The organism is Bacillus sp. FSL K6-3431 (assembly GCF_038002605.1).
GTDB lineage: Bacteria > Bacillota > Bacilli > Bacillales > Bacillaceae_C > Lederbergia.
On sequence record NZ_JBBOCT010000001.1, the window covers coordinates 1,896,020 to 1,920,932 of the forward strand.

Annotated in this window: 22 protein-coding genes, 2 pseudogenes and 1 riboswitch; of the genes and pseudogenes, 6 read left to right on the forward strand and 18 right to left on the reverse strand. The window is 35.7% G+C overall.

The annotated features are described in order from the left end of the window. Positions 1 to 48: 48 nt before the first annotated feature. Positions 49 to 1,257, forward strand: a complete 1,209-nt coding sequence (locus MHB53_RS09790; RefSeq protein ID WP_340924587.1) for an MFS transporter — start codon at positions 49 to 51, stop codon at positions 1,255 to 1,257. 357 nt (positions 1,258 to 1,614) lie between these two features. On the opposite strand, the gene MHB53_RS09795 is transcribed toward MHB53_RS09790, so the two are convergent. The 13 genes and pseudogenes from MHB53_RS09795 to MHB53_RS09855 all read right to left on the reverse strand — a co-directional run bounded on the left by MHB53_RS09795 (position 1,615) and on the right by MHB53_RS09855 (position 13,414). After that, entirely contained in the window at positions 1,615 to 2,733 is a 1,119-nt protein-coding gene (locus tag MHB53_RS09795) for a Ger(x)C family spore germination protein (RefSeq protein ID WP_340917633.1), read from the reverse strand. Positions 2,734 to 2,739: 6 nt separating this feature from the next. Next, positions 2,740 to 3,825, reverse strand: a complete 1,086-nt coding sequence (locus tag MHB53_RS09800) for a GerAB/ArcD/ProY family transporter (RefSeq protein ID WP_340917635.1) — start codon at positions 3,823 to 3,825, stop codon at positions 2,740 to 2,742. Next, the gene (locus tag MHB53_RS09805) at positions 3,815 to 5,359 is read right to left on the reverse strand and encodes a spore germination protein (protein WP_340917638.1); all 1,545 of its coding nucleotides are present in this window, start codon (positions 5,357 to 5,359) and stop codon (positions 3,815 to 3,817) included. Before MHB53_RS09805 ends, MHB53_RS09800 begins: the two co-directional genes overlap by 11 nt. 90 nt (positions 5,360 to 5,449) lie before the next feature. Then, complete coding sequence (gene rfbD, locus MHB53_RS09810) at positions 5,450 to 6,319, reverse strand: dTDP-4-dehydrorhamnose reductase (RefSeq protein WP_340917640.1); 870 nt, start codon at positions 6,317 to 6,319, stop codon at positions 5,450 to 5,452. Then, entirely contained in the window at positions 6,312 to 7,289 is a 978-nt protein-coding gene (gene rfbB / locus MHB53_RS09815) for a dTDP-glucose 4,6-dehydratase (protein WP_340917642.1), read from the reverse strand. Before rfbB ends, rfbD begins: the two co-directional genes overlap by 8 nt. A 3-nt stretch (positions 7,290 to 7,292) precedes the next feature. Beyond that, a complete protein-coding gene (gene rfbC, locus MHB53_RS09820; RefSeq protein ID WP_340924589.1) occupies positions 7,293 to 7,847 on the reverse strand; it encodes a dTDP-4-dehydrorhamnose 3,5-epimerase in 555 nt (184 codons plus the stop codon). Positions 7,848 to 7,867: 20 nt separating this feature from the next. Beyond that, on the reverse strand, positions 7,868 to 8,740 hold the full coding sequence (rfbA, locus tag MHB53_RS09825; RefSeq protein WP_340917644.1) for a glucose-1-phosphate thymidylyltransferase RfbA: 873 nt from the start codon (positions 8,738 to 8,740) through the stop codon (positions 7,868 to 7,870). Positions 8,741 to 9,238: 498 nt separating this feature from the next. Next, positions 9,239 to 9,604, reverse strand: a complete 366-nt coding sequence (locus MHB53_RS09830; RefSeq protein ID WP_340917646.1) for a DUF2188 domain-containing protein — start codon at positions 9,602 to 9,604, stop codon at positions 9,239 to 9,241. A 66-nt stretch (positions 9,605 to 9,670) separates the two neighbouring features. Continuing rightward, positions 9,671 to 10,060: a hotdog fold thioesterase gene (locus MHB53_RS09835; RefSeq protein WP_340917648.1), complete on the reverse strand. Its 390-nt coding sequence runs from the start codon at positions 10,058 to 10,060 to the stop codon at positions 9,671 to 9,673. A gap of 106 nt (positions 10,061 to 10,166) precedes the next feature. Further along, positions 10,167 to 10,433: a hypothetical protein gene (locus MHB53_RS09840; protein ID WP_340917650.1), complete on the reverse strand. Its 267-nt coding sequence runs from the start codon at positions 10,431 to 10,433 to the stop codon at positions 10,167 to 10,169. 81 nt (positions 10,434 to 10,514) lie between these two features. Continuing rightward, positions 10,515 to 11,831: a Na+/H+ antiporter family protein gene (locus MHB53_RS09845; protein ID WP_340917652.1), complete on the reverse strand. Its 1,317-nt coding sequence runs from the start codon at positions 11,829 to 11,831 to the stop codon at positions 10,515 to 10,517. A gap of 716 nt (positions 11,832 to 12,547) precedes the next feature. Continuing rightward, positions 12,548 to 12,832: pseudogene (locus MHB53_RS09850) on the reverse strand (NADH:flavin oxidoreductase); the annotation flags it as partial. A gap of 141 nt (positions 12,833 to 12,973) precedes the next feature. Next, on the reverse strand, positions 12,974 to 13,414 hold the full coding sequence (locus MHB53_RS09855) for an Lrp/AsnC family transcriptional regulator (RefSeq protein WP_340917654.1): 441 nt from the start codon (positions 13,412 to 13,414) through the stop codon (positions 12,974 to 12,976). A 169-nt stretch (positions 13,415 to 13,583) separates the two neighbouring features. On the opposite strand from MHB53_RS09855, the gene MHB53_RS09860 reads away from it, so the two are divergent. Together MHB53_RS09860 and MHB53_RS09865 are read left to right on the forward strand one after the other, a co-directional pair. After that, entirely contained in the window at positions 13,584 to 14,171 is a 588-nt protein-coding gene (locus tag MHB53_RS09860) for a GNAT family N-acetyltransferase (protein WP_340924591.1), read from the forward strand. 124 nt (positions 14,172 to 14,295) lie between these two features. Further along, positions 14,296 to 14,594: pseudogene (locus MHB53_RS09865) on the forward strand (IS3 family transposase); the annotation flags it as partial. On the opposite strand, the gene MHB53_RS09870 reads toward MHB53_RS09865, so the two are convergent. After that, complete coding sequence (locus tag MHB53_RS09870; protein ID WP_340917656.1) at positions 14,562 to 16,064, reverse strand: leucyl aminopeptidase; 1,503 nt, start codon at positions 16,062 to 16,064, stop codon at positions 14,562 to 14,564. The pseudogene MHB53_RS09865 and the gene MHB53_RS09870 sit on opposite strands and share 33 nt — an antisense overlap. A gap of 177 nt (positions 16,065 to 16,241) precedes the next feature. Between MHB53_RS09870 and MHB53_RS09875 the strand changes: the two genes are divergently transcribed. Next, the gene (locus MHB53_RS09875; protein ID WP_340917657.1) at positions 16,242 to 16,727 is read left to right on the forward strand and encodes a divergent PAP2 family protein; all 486 of its coding nucleotides are present in this window, start codon (positions 16,242 to 16,244) and stop codon (positions 16,725 to 16,727) included. A gap of 60 nt (positions 16,728 to 16,787) precedes the next feature. Here MHB53_RS09875 and MHB53_RS09880 read toward each other — a convergent pair whose 3' ends face one another. Then, the gene (locus MHB53_RS09880; RefSeq protein WP_340917660.1) at positions 16,788 to 17,474 is read right to left on the reverse strand and encodes a 3D domain-containing protein; all 687 of its coding nucleotides are present in this window, start codon (positions 17,472 to 17,474) and stop codon (positions 16,788 to 16,790) included. Between the two features lie 114 nt (positions 17,475 to 17,588). Then, entirely contained in the window at positions 17,589 to 17,912 is a 324-nt protein-coding gene (locus tag MHB53_RS09885; RefSeq protein ID WP_340917662.1) for a YuiB family protein, read from the reverse strand. Between the two features lie 1,058 nt (positions 17,913 to 18,970). Further along, positions 18,971 to 19,070, forward strand: a riboswitch (purine riboswitch). A gap of 71 nt (positions 19,071 to 19,141) precedes the next feature. Here MHB53_RS09885 and add point away from each other — a divergent pair. After that, positions 19,142 to 20,134, forward strand: a complete 993-nt coding sequence (gene add / locus MHB53_RS09890) for an adenosine deaminase (protein ID WP_340917663.1) — start codon at positions 19,142 to 19,144, stop codon at positions 20,132 to 20,134. A gap of 321 nt (positions 20,135 to 20,455) precedes the next feature. Here add and MHB53_RS09895 read toward each other — a convergent pair whose 3' ends face one another. Beyond that, on the reverse strand, positions 20,456 to 21,673 hold the full coding sequence (locus tag MHB53_RS09895) for an NAD(P)/FAD-dependent oxidoreductase (protein ID WP_340917665.1): 1,218 nt from the start codon (positions 21,671 to 21,673) through the stop codon (positions 20,456 to 20,458). A gap of 347 nt (positions 21,674 to 22,020) precedes the next feature. Between MHB53_RS09895 and MHB53_RS09900 the strand changes: the two genes are divergently transcribed. Continuing rightward, the gene (locus tag MHB53_RS09900) at positions 22,021 to 23,019 is read left to right on the forward strand and encodes an NAD(P)/FAD-dependent oxidoreductase (RefSeq protein ID WP_445661416.1); all 999 of its coding nucleotides are present in this window, start codon (positions 22,021 to 22,023) and stop codon (positions 23,017 to 23,019) included. A gap of 1,062 nt (positions 23,020 to 24,081) precedes the next feature. On the opposite strand, the gene MHB53_RS09905 is transcribed toward MHB53_RS09900, so the two are convergent. Beyond that, positions 24,082 to 24,846: a (S)-benzoin forming benzil reductase gene (locus MHB53_RS09905; protein ID WP_340917667.1), complete on the reverse strand. Its 765-nt coding sequence runs from the start codon at positions 24,844 to 24,846 to the stop codon at positions 24,082 to 24,084. Between the last annotated feature and the right edge of the window lie 67 nt (positions 24,847 to 24,913).

Consider the following 24,913-nt stretch of genomic DNA (forward strand, 5'->3'; position numbering starts at 1 on the left):
CTTATATTTAGGTTTACGAAATAAAACTAACATAAGAAGGTGTTTTACATTACGATCGAGAAACGTAATTTTCTCATCATGTGGGCTTGCAATTTTCTTGTGGCAGCAAGTGCAACGATGGTTCTTCCATTTATTTCATTATACATTAATACACTTGGGGACTTTAGTAGCGATTATGTCCAACGATGGGCTGGCTTTGTTTTCGGTATTACTTTTCTAATCGCTTTTCTCGTCTCACCACTTTGGGGACGAGTTGGCGATAAATATGGGTTTAAACCAATTTTGATTATTACGAGTGCTGGAATAGCGACCAGTATCTTTTTCATGGGTTTAGTTGATAGTGTCATTGGTCTTTTCTTATTAAGAATGCTAATGGGTGTGGTAACTGGATTTATCCCGATGTCCATTGCTTTTATCTCTAAACAAACACCCCGACAAGAGGCAGGAAAAACGTTAGGGACACTTCAAATGGGAAATGTGGCTGGGAGCCTCTTTGGTCCATTGATCGGCGGTATGATGGCCGATGCATTTGGCTTTCAATATACATTTATCATTACAGCTGTTTCAATCATGCTAGCTACCCTCTTCGTTCTGTTTGGGATCGTTGAACAGAAACAAAAAACAAATGCTTCTGCACGAAAGCCTTATACTAGACGAGAGGTTATTCAACTTATTTTAAATCGAAGAATGCTGATTATGATGATGGTAATCGCCTTGATTATCCAAGTTGGCAATTTCAGCATCCAGCCACTTCTGGCCCTTTATGTGAGTGAACTGACTCGTAGTGGGAGCATTGCTTTCTTATCCGGATTAGCATTTTCCGCAACAGGGTTTGGAAATTTGTTATTAACGAGACATTGGGGAAAACTAGGCGATGATATCGGTTATGAAAAAGTGCTAATGGTTTTGTTAGTATTAGCAGCTATCTTAATTATTCCTCAAGCACTCGTAACAAATTTACCGCAGCTTGTTATCCTTAGATTTTTATACGGCATGGCAATCGGTGGCATGCTTCCTTGTGTTACGGCATTTATTAGACTTGAAGCACCTCTTGAAATGCAAGGTGAGGTGCTCGGGTATAATCAAAGTTTTCGTTTTTTAGGCAATGTTGTAGGACCTATCATTGGAGGGATTGTGGCCGCTCAGGCAGGAATTTCTTCGGTATTTTATGTTACCGGTGCTTTATTTTTAATTGCTTTTGGTTTACTTTGGAAAGCTTTAAAAAAGAGTAATGAAAATGCGACAATAAATATATAGACTTTTTACGACAGCCAATTATATTGCTGTCGTTTTTAGTAGCATGTAAAGTTTTAGTTAGATTGAGCAGATTGCCACCTTTCGTTATTATCTGCATGTATAAACTGGGTAAAATAAAACAGTTGAGAGAAGTTATTAAGTGTCTTTGTAAAACATATAGTACGACCAAGAGATGTTACAAATATTTCTTACCTCAATTGCCTAAGAGGAAATTGTTTTCCGCATATTACTAACATGAACGTAAAAACTCCATTTTTCCCATACAGTTGAAATAATATTAAAAAGCATGTAGAGAGCGTGGCATTTATTTTCATGCTACATAGTTGAAGCTTTAATCGTCTTTTTCGCATATCTCTTTTAATTTATTATTCCATATTGGATAATATCAACTTTAAAATACGTTTCTATCGGTATTTCTGGATACGTTTTATCCCAGTCAATTGACTTCCATTTTTGGTTGTGAAATGCTTTGACCTTGTCACCTATACCTAAAGCATCACAATTTGCATCTTGCATTTCAGTTAGCGTTGTTTGAGCCAATTCTTGTAACTCAACCTGTATTTTTTTATTAAGCCTCTCCACCTCCTTTTTCCGATATAAACGATCTGCTGGATATTCCTTAACTCCTAGTTTTAAATCTAGGTGGATTTCCGCTCTTATCTCCCCATTAACGACCTTAACTTTCAATTTCCTTTTATTATGGAGAACATCTATATTTATATAATTTTTCTCATTCGGTTTTCTATCATCATTAACCTTTAGATTTAAAGATAACTTTTTCGTTATTTGGTCATGCAGTATTAAGAACATGCTTGATTCTTTCATTCCTAATGACCCTGAATACTTATCTTCATTAAACATAGCAAGGCCATCCACATGAGCACGATTTTCCTCCGTTATCAAACTTAAATAAGGCATCATTATATCTTTTCCTTCTGATAAAATAATAGGACATATATCTTGAACATTATGATTTTTAATCAATCCCGCTTGCTCAGCACTTTGTAGTAATTCAGAATAATATACACTTGTAAGTGGGCCGTCTTCCGTTTGAAGGGAAAGTGCGTCTTTAGCATTCCCTTTAATGATTGCTACATGAGCATTTAAAGGACCTCTCAGATCTCGATATACTGAGTCTAATACAGGAAAAACTCCCCCTTCCGCCAACTCCTCACCTAAAAGGATAACATTACTTTTTGAGGAATCAAATTTCTCTGCAATTCTCTGGTCCATATGTACTTTTGCATCCCTTGCTGTATCTCCAATGGTCGAAACAACGATGCTTTTTTGCGGAAAGGTATCTTTTTGTTCACTTTTTCTTGGATATACAACGGTGTTCATTATCTTTTCTTCAGGTAATTTATCATATCCGGTACTTAAAATTAAACTGTGATCTCTTAATAAGCGTTGATCCCAACAGCCAGTTAGCACCGTCAATAGTAAAATGAACCAGATATATTGAATTCGATAGGCCATGATCTATCAACTCCGTTCTTTCTTTTTAAAAATAATGGAGAAAAAAAGAAGAAAACTTGGTATGATCAAAATAAAAATAATACCTAACTGAGAAACCACTTTAGCAAATGCATCAACCGCAAATTTACCTATAATATTTACTGCAATCAATAAACAGATTGCTGCTGCTACATATATATATTTCTTTATATCCTGAGCATTCATTACAAAAGCAAATCCGGAAGAAGCTGCGTATAGATCAATCATAAAGGTAGTTGCGACTAAAACAATCCACAGTGATGTAAATAATAAATCCGGCCGTTCTATAATTTTGAAAGAAAATGACTTGATTAAATAGAGTATCGGCTCAGATGTAAGTGTCAATTCTTTTTGACTAAAAAAAAGTACGCTGATAAGGACCAAAAAGGCATAAAAAAGTGTAACAAATACGTTCGCAAGGGATGCGGTTTTTAATAATCCCCCTCGAGTTGATTGTACAAATGGGTAGATAATCATCAAAATTTCAAAACCTTGAAAAGAAAAAAGCGCCGGTTTTATTCCCTGTAAAATAGAAGAAGCTCCACTGCTTCCGATAGGAAGAATGTAGGTAAAATTGGCATCTTTTAACGCATAGGCCGATAATGCTAAGAACACTATTAATACTAGTGATGCTAACACGAAAAAGCGCGCCATAACACGAAGATCTTCTTTTACAATGTAAACGCCTGTTAAAACCATAAGAATTAGAACGATCGATGTAGGAGTTAGAGGCAATATCCAAATTTGAATAATATACCCATACGAAGCAATTGTTGCGCTACCAAGTAAGATAAAATAAACACTATATAGAAAAACAGTGAATTTCCCTATAAATTTGCCTAATAAAATTTGAAGTATCTCGAATAAATTACGAGTAGGAAAACGATTCATCAACACACACATCATCACGATAACCCCTTGTACAATCAAACCCGCTAATAAAACAGATATCCAACTATCTCCTTGCGCTTTTCTAGAGACAGTGTAAGGTAAAGAAATAATGCCTACTCCAATTTGGAATTGAATTATCACAAAAATAAATTGGAATTTAGTTATTTCCTTTTTATTCTTCATTCTTTTTCCATCCTCTTGTCGGCTTTTGTTTAAGTGATTTTTGTGGCTTCAGATCTCTAGGTCGTCGATTTAGCTTCCAATTAGGAAAACGAATGAATGTGTCTTTTAAATCTTTAACATGCAATGGGGCAAGGGGTGCTAAATATGGAGTTCCAAATGACTCTAATTTACATAAATGAATGACAATAAACATAAGTGCAAAAACAACCCCTACAAAACCTAGTGTTGCTGCAGCAATCATCAAAGGAAATGTCAATATGCGGACGGAATTACTCATTTCATATGATGGTATTGTAAAAGACGCAATTGCCATAACAGCGATAATAATAACCATAAAGTTAGAAATTAACCCAGCATTTACTACAGCTTCTCCAATAATTAACCCTCCAACAATACCGATTGTTTGTCCAATAGACGTTGGAAGCCTTATTCCTGCTTCTCTTATTAATTCAATCGTTAAGGCCATGATTAATGCCTCGAAAAACGGTGGAAATGGGACATTCTCTATAGATGCTTTTACGATCGGAATTACACCACTCGGAATAATTTCAAAATGAAAACCAACAACGGCAATATATAATGCTGGTAAGGTCATAGCGCCAAAAAAACTCAAAAATCTTATGAGGCGGAAAAAGGATCCCGCATATATTCTGCTATTATAATCATCGGGTGATTGAAAGAAAGCAAAAAGCGTGACAGGAAATATAGATACATCTGCACTTCCTTCTGTTATTAATGCAACCCTTCCTTCCATAAGGTGAGCTTCTACACGATCAGGCCTCTCTGTATACAAAATTTGTTGAAATGGGGAAAATGGGCTATCTTCTATAAATTCCTCAACAAATCCGGGACTAAAGGCCATATCTGACGAAATAGATTCGATTCGCCGATTCACTTCTTTGACTAGTGCTGGATTAGCGATTTCATTCATGTAAATTATCGCTAATTTAGTATTGGTTTCCCAACCTACCTCATAATACTGGATCTTTAATTGGCGGTTCTTGATACGTTTGCGCACAAGGTTCAAATTCACATCAAGACTTTCGACGAATCCCTCATGTGAACCGCGAACCACCTTCTCATTTTCTGGCTCATCAGGTGAACGTCTGACTAATTTAATCGTGTTAAATAGAAAAATTGCCCCTTGTTTTTCTACAAAAAGCACACTCATCCCTTTTAGCAACGCAGTGACTGCTTCATTAAGACTTCTTGTCTTTATTAATTCAGAACTAGTAATAATATCTTCGACTTTTTGACGTGATGTTGCTGTTCCAATTGGAACTAAAACACTATTTTGTATTTTTTCAGAATCAGCCATTGTTTCCAAGTAAATGATTAAACCATGTTTATCATTAATCATTATTTCCCTTGTTTTTATATCACTGGACTCGTAAAACGCTTCCTTGATATATGAAAGGTTTTCTCCAATTGTTGCAAAAACTTGTACCACATTCGATTCATCTTTGTTTATTCTTTGCTTTTTGTTATTTTTGAAAGGATTCATGATTTCTGCAACTTCTTCCTCTCTTCTCACTGATAACCCATCTTTACAAAATATTGGTTTCCATCCTAGTATTCACAGATATTCTGATGATATACGAATAGAAGAGTAGCACAAACATCGCTACTCTTCTGGTTTTTCAATCCTGTCATCCATAAAATCTTTAAGTGCTTCTCTCCACATTCTCGGTTTTTTAAATCCATTTAACCTTATTGCTTGATGCTCAAACACAGAATATGTGGGCCTTGGGGCAGGATAGGCTAATTTATCCGTCTTATTAGCAATTACTTTTACAGTCATTCCTGAAAATTGAATGATTGTCTGCGCAAATTCATACCATGAGCAATGACCTGAATTGGAGAAGTGGTATGTTCCATATTTTTCAGTATTCATTAGGTTGAGGAGAAAATGACATAAATCAAGACTGTAAGTCGGGGAACCAATTTGATCTGATACAACAAATATTTCCTCTTTCTCTTCTGACACATTCAAAATCTTCTTCACAAAATTTGTTCCATGTTTTCCATATAACCATGATGTTCTTACAATAAAATGACGTAAATGTAAGTTCCGTACAAAATCTTCTCCTGCTGCTTTTGATTTTCCATATATACTGACAGGTGAGATCGTATCTAATTCATGGTAGGCGGAATGCGTAGTTCCGTTAAATACATAATCTGTGCTCACATATATTAGTTTGGCATTAATTTCCTGTGCAGCAACCGCTACATTTCTTGTTCCGTATGCATTGATTAAATATGCTTGGTCTGGATTTTGCTCTGAAGCATCCACATGTGTATAGGCAGCTAAATGGAGGATGACACCCGGTTTTATATCATTTACAACTTGTTTAACCGAAACGAAATTTGTCACATCTAAAGACTTTTTACCCATACCGAAGTACTCATACTTTCTCTCGTTTTGCAGCAATTCCATTAATTCCATACCTAATTGCCCCGTTGCTCCAGTGATCAATACTTTTATTTTATTCATGTATCCCACCTGTTTGCTTCCACCAATGTTCGTTTTCTGTATACCAGCGGATCGTCTCTTCTATCCCTTTTTCAAACGTATAGATCGGTTTCCATCCAAGCTCATTTTTAATCTTGCTTGGATCGATTGCATAACGAAAATCATGCCCAAGCCGATCTTTTACATATTTAATCTTTTCATTAGAAACCCCCAATTTTTTTACAATCCATTGTGCAATCTCCTTATTCGCTCGCTCATTATGTCCGCCAATATTATATGTTTCTCCTGCAGCACCTTGATGGATGACAAGATCGATTGCGGAGCAATGATCATGCACATGTAACCAATCTCGTACATTCAGACCATCCCCATATATAGGCAATTCTTTCCCTGTCAAAGCATTTGTAATGAGAAGTGGGATTAATTTTTCAGGAAATTGAAATGGTCCATAATTATTGGAACATCTTGTGATATTTACATGTAAACCATATGTTTCAAAATAGGCCCTAACTAGCAGATCAGCTGAAGCTTTACTTGCGGAATAGGGACTATTTGGTAGTAGCGGACTGTCCTCTGTGAAAAAGCCTGTTTTACCTAAAGATCCATACACTTCATCTGTAGAAATCTGCACAAATTTTTTGATATTCGCAGATTTTGCTACCTCCAACAAGGAATGTGTTCCTTCGATGTTACTTTTTATAAATATGCTTGAATGATCAATACTTGTATCCACATGTGATTCCGCAGCAAAATTAACAATTATATCAATATGATGTTCCTGCACGATACGCTGAACGAGCTCTACATTCAAAATATCTCCTTTAATAAAGTGATAGCTATCATGATCCTCTACATCTTTTAAATTATCTAAGTTACCCGCATATGTTAAAACATCAAAATTTATGAAGCTATATGATGGATATTTGTTGACCATGTACTTAACAAAATTGCTGCCAATAAAACCTGCACCGCCAGTAATTAATATATTCATTTATTAATCTCCTATAGACATTTTTTCTACCTCAGAAAAGTCTGGTAGTTTTTTGTCTTTTGCTGAAAGAATGGGATTCGTCATTGGCCAGTCAATATGGAGTTCAGATGTGTTCCAACGTATCCCTCTCTCATGCTCACGAGAATAATACTCGTCAACTTTGTATTGCACCTCGGTATCCCTCACAAGTGTGCAAAATCCATGGGCAAACCCTTTTGGTACAAATAATTGCCTATGATTGTCTTCTGTTAAGAGAAAACTTTCCCATTTTCCTATTGTTTCCGAATCGGTTCTAATATCGACAACCACATCATATATCGCCCCCTTCATCACACGCACTAATTTACTCTGTGCCTTCGGGTTTAGCTGGTAATGCAACCCCCGAATCGTTCCACTTTGATGTGAAAAGGAATGATTATCTTGAATAAATGTACGGCCTATCCCATGCATAGCAAATAAATTTTTATTAAATAATTCAATGAAATAGCCTCGATCATCTGTATGTGTCGTCAATTCCACTAACAACACCTCATCAAATGTAGTAGGAATTATTTTCATCATTTTCACCTCAAGCTGTTTTAATTATCGTTATCTATTAGACTTATTAAATACTTGCCATAGTCGTTATCTTTTAGTAATTCCGCGATTTCGATTAATTTTTCTTTACTTATATACCCTTTTCGATAGGCGATTTCTTCAATACAAGCAATTTTTAGTCCTTGACGGCTTTCAAGCGTTTCGATAAATGAAGAAGCTTGACGTAAGGATTCATGCGTCCCAGCATCAAGCCAGGCAAATCCTCTTCCTAATATTTCAACTTGTAATTCATTTGCTTGCAGATAATAATCATTTATCGAGGTTATTTCTAATTCCCCACGTTCTGAAGGTATTACTTGTTTCGCAATATCTACTACTCTATTATCATAAAAATAAAGACCTGTTACTGCATAAGAGGACTTTGGAGCACTTGGTTTTTCCACAATTGATATGGCCTTCATCTCCTTGTTGAACGCTACTACTGCAAATCTTTTTGGATCCTTGACACTGTATCCAAAAATCACAGCTCCTTTTGTCAGATGTACGGCCCGCTCTAAGATTTTTGGTAAATCATGCCCGTAATATATATTATCTCCTAAAATAAGTGCAACAGAATCTTGACCAATGAAGTTTTCTCCAATAATAAACGCCTGTGCTATGCCTTTTGGTTCTTCCTGAATTGCATAAGAAAGATTTATGCCGATCTGAGAGCCATCGCCTAGTAATTTCTTATAAAATGGGAGATCGTCCGGTGTAGAAATAATTAAAATCTCCCGAATTCCTGCAAGCATTAGAACAGATAAAGGATAGTAAATCATTGGTTTGTCAAATATAGGAAGCATTTGCTTCGAAATTGCCCTCGTCAACGGATACAATCTAGTTCCACTGCCACCAGCTAAAATGATTCCTTTCACAGTTATCACATCCTTTTATCAAATTTTATAGAGAAAATCAACAAGCCATTTCATAAAATTAAGGCGGGAAGTGGATTCTTGATCATTATTAGTTTGTTTATAAGTGTAAAAAAAAAGAAGCGATAATTGGAAGATGCTTAGATTCAGTACGGGACATAGAAGATAAGATCATTATTATTGATACTGGACCAATAGACGATACGAAGTAAATTGTCAGCAAGTATACTAGTTTATATTCTGTGGTTAGATTATGATACATTTATTTTCTGATGACCACTTACATAATTGCTATGACATAGTTCGTTAATGCTAGCTCATTATAAATGAGTATAATAATACTCATTTTCAACTTAGCCCCACCTTTTTAAAATCCTTTTACATTTATATGTGCGAACCATCGTTTTATGAAATACGCTCGCTGATGATAGTCTGAAATGCACAATGCTGTCTATGAAATAAATGAAGGAAGGCTGTCTATTTTAGACAGCCTTCCTTCATTTATTCATAAAGTCTCTGAGAAACGTCACCGTTCTCCGTATAGATAATGAGTACACCTTCGTGATCAGTCACATACTCTTTCGCCTTTTCAAGGAGACTTGCTTTCGTATCTTCTCGCTTGATCGCTCGTTTACCATCCTTTTTCTTCAATACCCAGTTTTCGTTTTCAGCCCTAACATGATACTCAGGTCGATGATAATCATCGCCTTCCACATATTTACGCGCCTGAGCGATTCCAATCGATATCGCTCTACTTTCTTCTTTATTGTCCCTCAGAACCGCATTGGCAATTTCAATCGCTTTATTTCGAACATCATCTGAAAGATTTTTCATTGAGTCGGGATAATTGTTTTTTGACCAAGGCATGAAAAAACACTCCTTCTTCCTTTTACTATTCCAATTCCCGCTCTCAACGACTCTAAACAATGAAGCTTATGGTTTCTTAACTGGAACAACTGCTATTGTACATCTCGATACACAAATAAGCTGTTCCTCTTCATCTTTTATTTTAATATCCCATACCATGGTACTTTTACCATGATGTAAAACTTCAGCTATAGCCGTAACAATACCATCCTTTTTAGATCGAATATGGTTCGCATTAATTTCAAGACCAAAACAAATTTCTTTTTCTAAGTCAATCATCGCTGATGCTCCAACACTTGCCACTGTTTCTGCTAACGCTACAGATGCTCCTCCATGTAAATACCCAAATGGCTGTCTTGTCCGTTCGTCTACTGGCATTGTAGCAACCACTCGACCTATTCCTATATCAATAAACTCCATTCCAAGCGCTTTAATTAACGTGTTTTTATTGTTCATTTTGATCACTCCACATTATGTATTCATATATATGTTATTCTCTTTAAATGAAAGAAAGCCTGCAAAAATAAAACAGCCCCCCGAAATCAGAGAGCCTCTAATGCACCTAATAACCGTATGGTCCCGGTGGACGTCCGTTTCCGTATCCATATCCGTACGGATATGGATTGGGCCCTGGACCCCCATATGGATAATAGGGCGCTGGTGGTGGGTATGGATAATAGGGACGCGGACGAAATAAAGAAGCGCCAATGCCACCGCCAAGCAAACCTCCGACGAATCCTCCCAATAGTGGTGCGCCAAAGAAAAAGCGATTATTATTATATGGTACTGGACCGCGATAATAATTCATTTTATGTTTCCTCCCTTGCATCTGAGCTAATAGCCCTTCTATATCTATTTATGCGGCAATGAGGGAGATGGCATGGGCAAATTAATACTTTCCTATTACTTTCTATAAAATCATCGCTGCAAACCAACCAAACAATATGAGTGGAATATTATAATGTAGAAATGTCGGTACACATGAATCCCAAATATGATTATGCTGACCATCTGCATTCAAACCAGCTGTTGGCCCTAATGTACTGTCAGATGCTGGCGAACCTGCATCTCCTAGCGCAGCGGCTGTTCCTACTAGACTAATTGTTGCCAATGGGCTAAAGCCAAGCTCTAATGCCAGCGGAACGAAAATAGTTGCGATAATCGGAATTGTTGAAAACGATGAACCTATTCCCATTGTTACGAGTAGACCTACGATCAACATCAACAAAGCCCCAAGAGAACGATTGTCACCAATTAAATTAGCCGAGCTTTTCACAAGACTTTCTACATCCCCCGTTGCAGCTACTACCTCGGCAAAACCTGAAGCAGCAATCATTACAAAACCGATAAAAGCCATCATTTGCATACCTTGCGTTAAAAGAGAATCTGCTTCCTTCCATTTGACCGAACCAGTTATATACAGAACAAGAATTCCTGATAAAGCTCCGAAAATCATCGATCCCGTCTCAATTTGAATTATAACTGTCGCAATTATAGCGATGATAGAAAAGATAATTCCTCGTTTCGTATACGTTTGATCGGCATTTTCCTCCATTACAGCCTTTTGCTTATATACTCGAGGTTTACGATAGGAAATAAAAATCGCGACCAACAACCCGACTGCCATTCCTGCTACTGGAATAATCATTGTCCCAGTAATATCAGAAACATCCATTTGGAGACCGCTCTTTTCAATATTTTCAGCAAGAAGTTGATGGAAAAGCTGACCGAAACCGACTGGAAGTAATATATATGGTGCGGTTAAACCAAATGTTAGTACACAGGCGATTAAGCGCCTATCAATTTGATATTCATTCATAATATAAAGAAGAGGTGGAATAAGTAATGGAATAAAAGCAATATGAATCGGAATTAAGTTTTGGGAGAAACAAGCAATAAGTAAAATGACAAAAACAAGTAATGCTTTCGATAATGCTTTTCCTTTTGTATCACCTTGTTTGCTTACTGCTCTTAAAACATTATCTACAAGCCATTTTGGCAATCCGGTATAAGAAATGGCGACAGCAAATCCACCAAGAAGTGCATAGCTTAATGCAATATTAGCTCCTCCTCCAACCCCACCTGAAAAGGCATCTATAATATCTTTTACATTTAATCCACCCGAGAGTCCACCCACAAGAGCTCCAGCAATTAAAGCAAAGACGACGTTAACCCTCAATAAACTAAGAATAAGCATAATTAGTACAGCAACAACAACAGCATTCATAAAAAGACTCCTTTCAATCTCATTGCAACTCTTTACCTCGCTAAATTGGTAGAGTGCTAAACACAATATTTAGCATACACCGCATCCTAGCTACTGTCAATGAGTTTTTTGAAGTTTATTGAGTATGCTAAAAAAGCAAGCTGTACTTAAGCCGAGTGGCTTATAAATCGCTATGAGTGGACAGTAAAAGGTTGAAAATACGTATTTATTCCCTGAACCCATCACATCCTACGGATTTCTATTTATTCCTAGTGTGGGAGATTCTTTAATTCTTAATGGTTGGGGTTACATAGTAGGTCGAAATGAATTTAGCTAGGAACAAGAAATAACTAAAATCAAAATCATATGCACTCGTCAAAGTAAAAAACGGAAATAGCTTTTAAAGACGTGATATACATCTCTTTTTATTGCACATAATTGGTCTTATATGCTAGGTAGTATTAGAATCATGGAGTTTTCACACAAAAACACCCTTGAATATTAAGTTCAAGAGTGCTTTAAAAAGAGTTTTTTCGATTAAATCACTTATCTTTTTTAAACCAAATAGACACTTCAGGGTAGTAACCACCGAACTAACTATTCGCACTAATCTCTAATCACAACAGGCATCCCGACTTCCATAGACTTTTTCTCGTCTTATGTTAGATGTAAGAAAGAAAAGAAATCTTTGTACAATTTCATTATTAACCGAGTGTTAGAAAACCGACAAAGGGCAACACATATTTTAAGTTAGCCAGGGCTCCTTTACCCAAAGCAACCAAATCGGCTTCACCATTCTCAATGATCTCCTCCGCTCTTTCCGGATTCTCTAAATGACCGTTCGCAATTACAGGTATTTCCCCGTATTTTTTTGCGAGAGAAGCAAGTCATGCTTCGCTTGTATCGAATGCGGGCTTCCATGCTTCGTATTCCGTAACATGAATAAAATCAAGACCTGATTGCCCTAATTGACCAAAATTGATTTCAGCATCTTGTTCTTTTCCTGCCCACTTATGATTTGGACCGTTTTTGTGACAGTGACTTTATGATATTCTATTAGAGTATATCACCACATTTTTACATATAAACCACGCTAACAACTTTATTATCATGAAACAAAAAGGCATCCGAATAGGTCTATTCGGATGCCTTTTGTCTACAATCTAAAATTCAAGACTGCCTTTAATAAATGGTTTATATTCCACAACAGAAGATAATTTTATTAAGGTAGACGGTTCCCCGTAAGGTAAAGTAGCATCAATAAATTCTTCAAGTATTTTCACTGATTCCGTTACAACTTTTACTAAATAACTAAACTGACCTGCTAATCGATGGCATTCTACTACTATTGGATGTTCTTTGCAAAAATCTCTGAATTTTTTTCCTTGTTTCGTGTCGAATAAAATAAATGCTGTTACATTTTTATTGAGTTTTTCAGGATCAATGATAGCCCTATACCCTTTTATAACTTCTTTATCTTCTAGTTTTTTTACTCTTTCATTTGTTGCAGGAGTTGAAAGTCCAATCTTCTTTCCTAGTTCTGTCATTGATATTCGAGCATTTTCCTGAAGTTGGCTAAGAATGCTTTGATCGATTTCGTCCAAGGTATCACGCTCCTTTACATTAAAAATTAAAGTATAAGTATATTATTAAAGTTTATAATAAGGAATTTTTCGAAACAACCTTAATATAGATATGTATTTAGAATAATATAACATATAGAATTGTAATTACTAAATATAAATATGAAATGAGGAAAAGGTATTGTTAAAAGTGGTGAATGAATTTTATAACAACCAAATAGTTTTAGAAAATCGTCTTGTTAAGTTAATTCCATTTGAAGAAAAATACAAAAAGCAGTTAAAAAATATCATTTATGATGAAGAGGTTTACTATACTATAGAGTGTAAAAATGATGCAGAACTCGACACGTACATAGATGAATCCATTAATCAAAGAATGTTGGGCTTTTCATATCCTTTTTTAGTGATTGATAAAAGAACCAATGAAATTGCTGGTTCAACAAGGTTTGGACATATTCAGTTTAATAATAAGCGATTGGAAATTGGATGGACTTGGTACGGTAAGCCATATAGAGGAACTGGATTAAATAAAGCATGTAAATTTGAACTATTAAAATATGCATTTGAAATTATGAATTTTAAAAGGGTACAATTTAGTGCTGATATTAGAAATATTCGTTCACAAAAGGCAATTCAAAAGTTGGGAGCAACAAAAGAAGGAGTTTTTAGAGCAAATTATATGGATACATCTGGAGTAAGCAGAGATGATGTATACTTTAGCATTATTCATACAGAATGGAACGATATTAAAAGAAATGTGTTTAAAGAGTTTATTTAATTATTCAACAAACTGTCGTTTATTAAACAACATGACGAACCAATATATTTTAATTAGTGAGCAAGCATATACTTATGCAAGAGTATGGCGCTTTAAACCTGTCTTATTTACAAGCCAAACTCCTAAAAGCAAAGTAATTGATGAAGCCCTGAAAACATTTGGAGTCGAACGATCCTTGAGCATGAAGATTGCCCCTACGATAACTTGGTAGCGGAAGTGATATTCAAAGTATTTAAGACAGAGTTTGCGAATGGTGCACACTTTCATCTAGAAGAACTTGAACTGGATGATTATGTGCATTGGTACAATAAAATTAGATTCCATGGAACGTTAGGTTACAAAAGCCCCTTCATGAATTCTTTGTTAAAAGATAATGAAGGGGTTTCTGTTTTATTTGATTGGTTCAAATCTTTCAGCAAGTAATGCAAGTGTTCGAACCATGACGCCAGTTGCTCCTGCAGGTCCGAGATCGTGCGAACTTGATATAGTAGCCGTTCCCGCGATATCAAGATGAACCCATGGCGTTTCATCTACAAATTCTCCAATGAATGCCCCACCCATAATCGCATGTCCCTCTCGTCCTGGTGAATTATTTAAATCAGCTATTTTACTGTTACGTACTCTTTCCTTATCTTTATCTGTATAAGGAAGTCGCCATATGAATTCTCCCGCTTCATATGAGGACTTTAGTACTTCTTCAAAAAAATCCTCATTATTCGTTAATGCTCCTGTTTTATCAAGACCTAACGCGATTATTACTCCACCTGTAAGTGTAGCGACATCAACTATATAATTTGCTCCGTGCTGCTTTGCATATGTTACCGCATCAGCCAGTACAAGTCTGCCTTCCGCATCCGTATTCAGCACCTCAATCGTCTTACCACTTAAGGATGTAATCACATCGTCAGGCTTAAAAGCTTCTGCACTTACTACATTATCCGTAGCAGGTATTACTGCGACCACATTCTGTTCAGGCTGCAAGCGTCCAATTACTTCCATCGCTCCAAGAACAGCACCTGCGCCTCCCATATCCATTTTCATTCCAACAATACCATCTTTCGGCTTTAATGAATAGCCACCTGTATCAAATGTAACTCCTTTTCCAACGAGACCAAGAACATCAGTCCAGTCATCACGCCCTTGATACTTCAAGACAATCATTTTTGGTGGTTCGACTGACCCTTGGTTAACCGCAAGAAAAGCTCCCATTCCTAGCTTCTCCATTTCATGTTTTTCTAAGATTTCTAGCTCGAAGTCATATACCTTAGCTAATTCTGTTGCATGATCGGCAAGATGAGTGGCAGTCATTAAATTGCTAGGTGTATTAACAAGCGTTCGAGCAGCGTTTGTCCCTTTTCCATGTGCATGTCCAACATATAAAGCTGCTTTGATGACATCAACTTCTTCATCTGTAAACACTTCTATAGTCTCAATGTCCACATCTGGTTCATTCGATTTTTGCTTATAACCGGCAAATTCATAAGTGGCAAGTGTAGCTGCTTCGCTAAGAACATGTGCTGCATCCTCAACAGGTATTCGTTCGCATACAAATGTATCAAGTGCAACAGATATCGAATGTATCTTTAAACTCTTTGCCTTTTTAAAAGCGACTCCAAAAGCTTCACGAGCTTGATCAAAAGTTATTTCTTTTTCCTTACCTAAACCAATAAAGATAATACGTTTTATTTCAGTCTTACCCAAACTATGTACAATTGAAATCTTCTTCAGTTTTGCTGAAATATCTCCTGATTTAACAAGATCAGTAAGCCCTTTTTGAAACGATTCATCCAATGTTTCTAATTTGCCAGAAAATTTTTCTGTTTTGTCAAATAGTCCAATAAGCATACACTCTTGCACACTTTCAAATGGATTCTTATTGTTAACATGATACATTCCTATCACCTCATTTTTCATTATAACGGAAAACAAGAGATACTTCGAATTCCGAAGTTTAGTAACGCCTCCTTACGGAAAAACTATAGCAATATTGCAAGGAATGATTTCTTATGCTTCGTTTGTGGTAATATAAACAATAACCATATTGGACACATGACGAGAGGATGTTTTTGGATGGAGGTTTTCGCTAATTTTCCCCTTTGGGCTTCGATTTCGGCAATATTTTTTGCCCAATTTATTAAAGTACCTCTACATTATTTCATGACAAAAAAGGTGGATTGGAATCTTATTAGTTCAACCGGTGGAATGCCTAGTTCACATTCAGCAGCTGTTACTTCTTTAGCCACCGGGATAGCTATTATCGAAGGAATTGGTTCCACATTATTCGCTATTTCAGCCATCTTTGCATTGATAGTTATGTATGATGCAAAAGGGGTTCGCAGACAAGCCGGTGAACAAGCTGCAGTTCTCAATAGATTGACGGCTGATTTCCAGCGTTTACTTGAAGACACAACTATTCGGAAAAATAAACCCCAAAAAGAGAAACGGAATGAAATAGTACTACTCAAAGAACTACTAGGACACAAACCTATAGAAGTATTCTTCGGAGGATTGACAGGAATCATTTGGGCTTTTGCTTTATATAACTTTTTTATTTAAACATTAAATCCATTGTAAACTGGAATCTTATTTTTCTAATCGAAAAGAGACTGACAATTGTCAGTCTCTTTCATTTCTTTTATTCATATAGCTTTGCCGAAATACTTGCATTGTCTCATCCTCATTCATAGCGGTCAACTCTTCTTCGCTTAACTTTCCTTTGCCATTTTTAATAATATACACTTCGACTGTTTGTTTTCCCCATTCATTATATACTTCATCTACTGTTTCAAAATATAAATCTATAATATCGCCTTTAATGGCTGATCCGGTATCTGCAACGACACCAAATCCATAATCTGGGATGAATAGGATAGTGCCAAGCGGGAATACATTAGGATCAGCGGCTATGGTCGAGTAAAGATCTCTTTTCACCTTTACTCCTGAAAATGTAATGCCGTATAAAGGATGTCCTGGGTTCTTTCCAGTTGACTCTATTCCGGCTGTATAACCTGTTGCAACTACTTTTTTGCTAGGATATTTCGACCAATCCTCTTTATTTTCCAATGAATTTTTCGTAGATGTATTTATTACTTTCTTATATGTCGCTTTCACTTTAGATGACGAATGGACTGATTTATCATCTTGATTAAGTATTGCCGGGGACTTCCATACACTTTCGTGGATAACAAATGACGCCAATGTCCGATTGCTCATTCCAGTCAGGAATCCCCCAGTCGTTAATATTGCTTCGACTACCAATAAGAACATAATTAATCTGATACAAAACTTTTTAATATGTAGCATTGATTACTCTCCTCTCAAATCTAGTGTTTTCCCATTTTGAGAGGATTTATTCCTTATTCAATAAATTGCGTGTTCACTGATATAGAAAAAAGAGACCTTCTTTAATGAAAGTCTCTAAAACATCCTATATCCTTTTGCTCTAAGCAGTCTCATCGTTAATCCTGAAACGACAGCACCAGCGAATCCACCTAATACGATTGCAATATCAGCTGCAGCAAGTGTAGATATAATTTCACCTAATTCAGAAAATGAGTTACTCGGATTTGTAAAATATTCACTGAACTTCACTTTATCAATAATTAATATAGCGATAATCGGATAGACAACTGCCATAATCCACGTCATTCGCAAGAGCATATTTAATATAAAACCAATTCCAAAAAATAACACAAAAAATAATAGCACCGAGATTAATAGAACAGGAATAGCCATTTGCATATATATTTCCTCCTTGATAATAAAAGCACAGTAATGGCCGTGCACGTCAAAGCTTCATTTAATTCTTAAAAAGCACTCTATCCAAGTTTACTGAATGTATTTGATAGCGTCAATCTTCGTAGCAAGGCGATTTGATGACATTTTAAAAGAAAAGTGTCAATACCATGCCACCTTCAGGCTACTATCGAAGTACAATATATAAGCACAGGCGCTTCCTTCCATTTACTACCCTACAGAAGTAAACCATTATGATATTCTTCAGTAGCTTTTGAAACAGCCTTTCCAATGCACTTTGAGAGCAATTACCTAAATGTATAGCCAGTATAGGAAATAAGGAATGATAAAAATCACGGTTCAATTCCTGTCCTCCTTTTATACATCAATGTAAAAAGTAAGCTCCTTTCTTTAACTCTACAAGAATGGAGCTACCGTTGTGCCCCCTTTGTTTCAGAATTGCACTGAAGAATTTAGTTCAATTACTTCTTCAACAATGGATTCTCCTTCACTTTGGTCATTATTAGACCACTTCACCTTTCCTGTAGTCTAATTCTGCCATCAGATCGAATTTCGGGTGTAGAATAACATCGCCCCCCCTCCCCCCATAACTCCGATTTTTGTTTACATGGTTATAATTAGACTCTAAGCAACCATTTTTCATTACTATTCCAATCATTGTTCCTTTTACAATTTCTCCCCCACTATAGGTTGCTGAAAGTATATTACCTTCTTGTTTATATTCAAAAAAAGTATTTGAAGAAACTCCTCCGTTAGCTGTATTATCAATTGATACAAATTTACGTCTATCATAATACACTAAAAATAAATGTAACTTTTAAATATCCTACCATATATCTTACCTTTTCCAGTTAACACGTTTCATTCTTTTCTTCTGTAACCTAAACCTTTGTTGAGGAAAGTAAAACAAGAATCCTCTATTAAATATAGTGTTTTGATGAATTTACTCTGACTTAGCTTAATCAAGAATAGTGCCTTTACGGAATAACTTGCCTGAATTGAGACCTACTTGACAATAAAATTAATTTCCATTATTATTTTATAAAAATGATAAGTAAAGTTTTCGTATAACTCCAAAGATATGGTTTGGAGGTCTCTACCAGGAACCAATAATTCCTGATTACGAAGAAGGTACATGTACTTGTACTTTCTTCGTAATCAGGAATTTTTTTTACCTTTTTACTTTTTTACATTAAATAAATTAGGAGGTTATTATGGATTTTACTGCGTTACCTAAAATTGAACTTCATTGCCATTTAGATGGGAGTCTAAGACCTGAAACAATCATTGATATAGCAAAGAGAGAGGACATTAGGATACCCTCTTTTGATATGGAAGAAGTTCAGAGAGAAATCACTGCTCCGGTAGAATGTGAATCTCTGGATGAATATTTGAAAAAATTCACCATCCCCAACTTAGTCATGCAGTCAAAGGAGAATCTAAGAAGAATTGCCTTTGAGCTTCTTGAAGATGCTGCACAGGAAAATGTGAAATATATAGAGGTTAGATTTGCCCCTTTACTTCACACTGAGAAGGGGCTAGATGTAGAAGAAATAGTGCAAAGCGTTTTAGATGGGATGAAGGATGCGGAAGGTCAATACGATATAAAAGGAAACTTAATACTTTCATGTATGAGAACGATGTCTGTACATAGTGCTTTTGAGGTTGTAGAAAAGGGTAAAAACTTCCTTGGAAAGGGAGTCGTGGCTATAGATTTATGCGCGTCAGAAGAGGAAGGTTTTTGTGGAAATTTCATAGAACCTATTAAATTAGCTAGAGAATATGGTTATAGGGTAACTATTCATGCTGGTGAAACTGGAATAGGTAAAAATGTACTAGAAGCAGTTAAACTTTTGGGTGCTGAAAGGATTGGACATGGAGTATTTATTAAAGATTGCGATGAAGCATATAGAATAGTTAAGGAACAGCAGGTTGTACTTGAAATGTGCCTGACAAGTAACGTCCAAACAAAAGCCGTGAATAATTTTCGTGAACATCCGATCTATCACTTTCACAAGGATGGAATAAAAGTAACAATTAATACGGATAACAGAACAGTATCAGCTACAAGTATGGTGAATGAATGCAATATAATATTCAAGGAATTTAATATTAGTTTTGAAGATTATAAACAGATTTATTTTAATAGTGTTGAAGCGTGCTTTGCAGATTTAGAGACAAAGGAATTACTGAAAAAGTATATATAATTATTAAGCTGTCTGCACCTAATATGTAAGGGGCAGGCAGCTATCCTAATAACTTATTAATTGATTTTACGTATTATACAGTTGATTCACCATTAGTAAAATAAGCTTTCTTTATATAGTTCCATCCATATTTTTCATCATAACCTTCTAAATCTGTACAAAGGTAGAGATTTTCAAATCCTTTTTTGAACTCCCTTAACAATATGTTGGAGTAGAACAGAGACAAACTCATTTTCACCTCTCCACTGAAACCAACTTATACTTTCTAAAAACGTAAAAAAGACAGAATCATCGCTGATTCCGTCTCCTAACTAATTCTATTTAAATCAAGTTAAATTTACCTTTTTTCATTGTAAGTGGAACTCCACCGACCATATATAGGGCACGGTTATCAATCATCTTCTTCATAAATGAAGCTTTTGTTCCAGTTACTTTTTTACCAAATACAACACCAATTGCATCATCATCGCCAAGTGAACAAACTGTTCCTTTATTATCGAAAACAAATGAATGGAGGTTTGTATTGCCTTTTATCAATCTTGATATATTTTCCGCTACAAGTTCACCTTGTTGCATAGCAATTTGTGCTGTAGGCGGGTATGGACGATTAATTTCTTCATTAATAACAAGTGAACAATCGCCAATTACAAATACATCTGTAAATCCTGGAGCACGTAAATTAGTATCTACCTTTACACGACCACGCATATTTTCAATTTCTGATTCTTCAATAATTGGATTACCACGAACCCCTGCAGCCCAAACAACTGTTGCAGCATTTATTTCTTCTGTTTCTGTTTCGCTTTTTGCAACAATAATACCATTTGGAGTAGCTTCTTTGATCGCTGTTCCAATCATAAATTCAATACCTTTTTTCTCCAAGTGAGCCATTGCATATTTAACTAGCTCTGGGTCAAATCCTGGAAGTGCACTTGGTGCTGCTTCAACACAAATAACGCGCACAAGCTTTTGATCAATATCATATTCTGCGCAAAGCTTAGGAATTCGATTACCTAGCTCTCCTAAAAATTCAATACCTGTAAATCCAGCACCACCAACAACGATCGTTAAACGTTCTGGCTTTTTATCAGCTTCTACTTTATATGTTGCGAATTGATATTCGATGTGCTCACGGATTTGACGTGCAGAATTCACATTACTAATGGAAAAAGCATATTTATCAAGTCCTTGGATGCCAAATGTTTCGGAAGCTCCTCCAAGAGAAATCACCAGATAATCGTATGAAATCTCACTATTATCCAGTATTACCTTTTTCGATTGATGATCTACCTTCAATGCAGTAGCTTGAATAAATTCCACTTTACTTTTATCAATTACCGCAGAAATATCGTAGCGAACTTTGTCGTGATGCAGTGTTCCTGCTGAAGCTTCGTGTAACCAAGTAGTTTCGTAATGATAATCATTTTTGTTTACTAATACAATATCAGCTTCATTGTTACTAAGCTGTTTTTGCAAGCGAGTTACTGTCATCAATCCACCATATCCAGCACCCAATACAACAATCTTCGGCCTTTTCATAATAAACACTGCCACCTTTGCTTCATAATTATGTGAGTTTATACGTAAAAAGCTAACACGTAAATTATTCGAATAAATTAATGTGATTCACTTCACGTACAATATTAAAAAACTAGAAATATGTCATATACGATAAAGAATTATCCCACTTACATCATATGGCTTTTTTTCATCTATTTCAAGCGTATTCATAGAAAAACTTAATTTAAAATAATTCAGAATCAATAAAGGTGCTTTTTGCTGAATTTTAGAGGATATTTATATATCAGGCTGCAGATAATGTCATAAAGATTCGTATGTGATAATATAAAAAAAGACAAGTTTTTATATTATCAGGAGGGATTATTTTGCAAGAAGATCAAAATGTATATGACATAACAGTTTTGGGTGGAGGACCAGCGGGTATGTTTGCTGCTTTTTACGGAGGCTTAAGAAACGCTAGTATTAAAATTATTGAAAGCCTTCCACAACTTGGCGGACAACTTGCAACCCTCTATCCTGAAAAATATATATATGATGTTGCTGGCTTTCCTAAAGTGAAGGCGCAGGACTTAGTGAATAACTTGAAAGAACAAATGGAATTGTTTTCTCCAACCATTTGTTTAGGACAAGCGGTAGAAAATGTAGAAAAACTGGAAGATGGTAGTTTTAAAATAACATCTGATCAGGAAATTCATTATAGTAAAACGATTATTATTACTGCTGGGGTCGGTGCATTTCAACCTCGACGTTTAGATCTAGAATTAGCAGGTAAATATGAAGGGATTAATCTTCATTATTTTATCGATGATATGAATAAATTTGCTGGTCAAAAGGTTGCTATTCTTGGTGGTGGAGATTCCGCAGTCGATTGGGCACTTATGCTCGAGCCTATTGCGGAAAAAGTAACACTCATACACCGCAGGGATAAATTCCGCGCGCATGAAAGCAGCGTGGTTCAATTGAAAAATTCAACTGTAGAAGTTAAAACGCCTTTTACAGCAAGCGACATTGTTTGTGATAATAAAGCAATTAAACAATTAGTTCTACAAGAAGTAAAAGGTGAAACAAAAGAAGCAATAGATCTTGATTCACTGATCGTCAATTATGGATTTGTTTCCGCACTTGGCCCAATCAAAAATTGGGGATTAGAAATTGAAAGAAACTCAATCGTTGTAAACAGCAGAATGGAAACAAATATACCAGGTATATATGCAGCTGGCGATATCACTACCTATGATGGCAAAATCAAGTTAATCGCAACAGGATTTGGCGAAGCACCTACTGCAGTAAGTAATGCTAAAGCATACCTCGATCCCAAAGCGCGACTACAGCCAATGCATAGTACATCCTTATTTGAACAGTAATAAAAAATGAACGTGGTACACGTCAAAAAACATAACAATAAGAAAAGAACAGCGTATGTTGCACTGTTCTTTTCTTGTTTTCAAACATTACCTATAATATAAAAAGACCCAAGATTTTTCCCGCCTAGGGTGAACCTTCTTTGTCACTTTGAACTATAATTTCCACTTGTTTTAAATGTTATTTTGCACATCTAACTTTATAAAAGGGGTGTCCAAAAAGTCATATAATTGGCATTTTAGGAGCCCCACTCCATTTTATCCTCATCGCGAAAAAAGCACGACCTGGTCATTGGACGCACTTCGATTTCCCCTCCCTGCAAAAAAAGCAGGTCTAAGGTCAATCGAACGTCTAGCGATTACCCTTCACTGCGAAAAAGGCAGGACTAAGGTCAATCGTACGCCTACCGATTTCCCCTCACTGCGAAAAAAGCTGGACTAAGGTCAATCGAACGTCTAGCGATTACCCTTCATTGCGAAAAAAGCTGGACTAAGGTCAATCGTACGCCTACCGATTTCCCCTCACTGCGAAAAAAGCTGGACTAAGGTCAATCGAACGTCTAGCGATTACCCTTCACTGCGAAAAAAGCTGGACTAAGGTCAATCGTACGCCTACCGATTTCCCCTCACTGCGAAAAAGGCACTCCAAAGTTCAATTGAACGCACACCACTCCAATCAACTGACATTTTTTCACATCAGAGCAAGATGAAAAATCAGCAGAAATCCATTTTAACGATTTTCCTCTACTTATCGGACAGCTCCTTTATTACTAATGTAGCTAAAATAAAGAATGACTAATTGAAAACAGTAAACTTTAAGAGAGTGAACACACTGATTATTAATACCGGTACCACAAACCATTTTTTTAACAATATGTAGCCGATTAAATGTAGCTACACTTACAATGATAGTATAAAGTAAAAGAATCCAAAGAATTTCCATATTCTTATATAACCCTTAAGCTTTTTGAAGACTACTAATCTCTCCTCACGAATAAAAAGAAGATCCCTAATTACCCAAAAAGCAAAGCATCTATAGTTAAGTGCTTGAAATAAGAACTCGAATTAGTTGATATTTGTAATTAATTCCTCAACTATTGTATGATTTCCGTAATCTTCACTATATAATAATTCAATTAATTTTTCCGCTGTCTTTAGAGGGGGCTGTAATTTCCCTTCCACATGTAGCTGATTAAATAGTTCAACATATGGAAATTTTTCTTTACTTGTTGACCGTATTTCAGATTGTAATTGCGTATCTACTACACCTGGATAAACTGAAACAACCTTTACAGGGAAGGGTTTATCTTTTTGTTCTAAATGTACACTTTTCGAAAAGGAATCTACACCTGCCTTTGCAGTACTGTAAGAACTTTGGGAAGGAAGCAAATATTTAACCGAACCAGATGAGATATTTAATATTCTTTTGTCTATATTAATATTATTCGTGTACTTAATAAAATTTGATGTAAACAATATCGGAGCAATTAAATTCACATTTAAATTTCTTATAACATCTTCACTACTATTTTCATCGATGGGACCAATCGGTGCAAGTATACCTGCATTGTTGATTAAATAAATAGATTCAATAATTTCTTCATTAACTATTTTAAATATTTTTTGAAAAAGTTGATCTATATCTCCTAAATTATTGAGATCAAAAGAAAAGTAACTGGCATTAACAGTTTTGATACTTCCTACGCCATTCAAATTGTTATTCTTTTTCCTTGAAATACAAATAACATGGTTATCCTCATCATTTAACAATTGCTTTACCAACGATTCTCCAATACCTCTCGACGTTCCTGTTATAATAAAATATCTCATTTGGTAACCTCTCTTTCATAATCTCTAGACTATATTTTTACTTCCTCTATTACTATTAATAGTTTAT

Coding starts and splice junctions, on each gene's coding strand:
- MHB53_RS09795 (WP_340917633.1), bottom strand. CDS start 2,733: ATGGCCTATCGAATTCAATATATCTGGTTCATTTTACTATTGACGGTG.
- MHB53_RS09800 (WP_340917635.1), bottom strand. CDS start 3,825: ATGAAGAATAAAAAGGAAATAACTAAATTCCAATTTATTTTTGTGATA.
- rfbD (WP_340917640.1), bottom strand. CDS start 6,319: ATGAATAAAATAAAAGTATTGATCACTGGAGCAACGGGGCAATTAGGT.
- rfbB (WP_340917642.1), bottom strand. CDS start 7,289: ATGAATATATTAATTACTGGCGGTGCAGGTTTTATTGGCAGCAATTTT.
- rfbC (WP_340924589.1), bottom strand. CDS start 7,847: ATGAAAATAATTCCTACTACATTTGATGAGGTGTTGTTAGTGGAATTG.
- MHB53_RS09830 (WP_340917646.1), bottom strand. CDS start 9,604: ATGCCTTGGTCAAAAAACAATTATCCCGACTCAATGAAAAATCTTTCA.
- MHB53_RS09835 (WP_340917648.1), bottom strand. CDS start 10,060: ATGAACAATAAAAACACGTTAATTAAAGCGCTTGGAATGGAGTTTATT.
- MHB53_RS09840 (WP_340917650.1), bottom strand. CDS start 10,433: ATGCAAGGGAGGAAACATAAAATGAATTATTATCGCGGTCCAGTACCA.
- MHB53_RS09845 (WP_340917652.1), bottom strand. CDS start 11,831: ATGAATGCTGTTGTTGTTGCTGTACTAATTATGCTTATTCTTAGTTTA.
- MHB53_RS09870 (WP_340917656.1), bottom strand. CDS start 16,064: ATGTATCATGTTAACAATAAGAATCCATTTGAAAGTGTGCAAGAGTGT.
- MHB53_RS09875 (WP_340917657.1), top strand. CDS start 16,242: ATGGAGGTTTTCGCTAATTTTCCCCTTTGGGCTTCGATTTCGGCAATA.
- MHB53_RS09880 (WP_340917660.1), bottom strand. CDS start 17,474: ATGCTACATATTAAAAAGTTTTGTATCAGATTAATTATGTTCTTATTG.
- MHB53_RS09885 (WP_340917662.1), bottom strand. CDS start 17,912: ATGCAAATGGCTATTCCTGTTCTATTAATCTCGGTGCTATTATTTTTT.
- add (WP_340917663.1), top strand. CDS start 19,142: ATGGATTTTACTGCGTTACCTAAAATTGAACTTCATTGCCATTTAGAT.
- MHB53_RS09895 (WP_340917665.1), bottom strand. CDS start 21,673: ATGAAAAGGCCGAAGATTGTTGTATTGGGTGCTGGATATGGTGGATTG.
- MHB53_RS09905 (WP_340917667.1), bottom strand. CDS start 24,846: ATGAGATATTTTATTATAACAGGAACGTCGAGAGGTATTGGAGAATCG.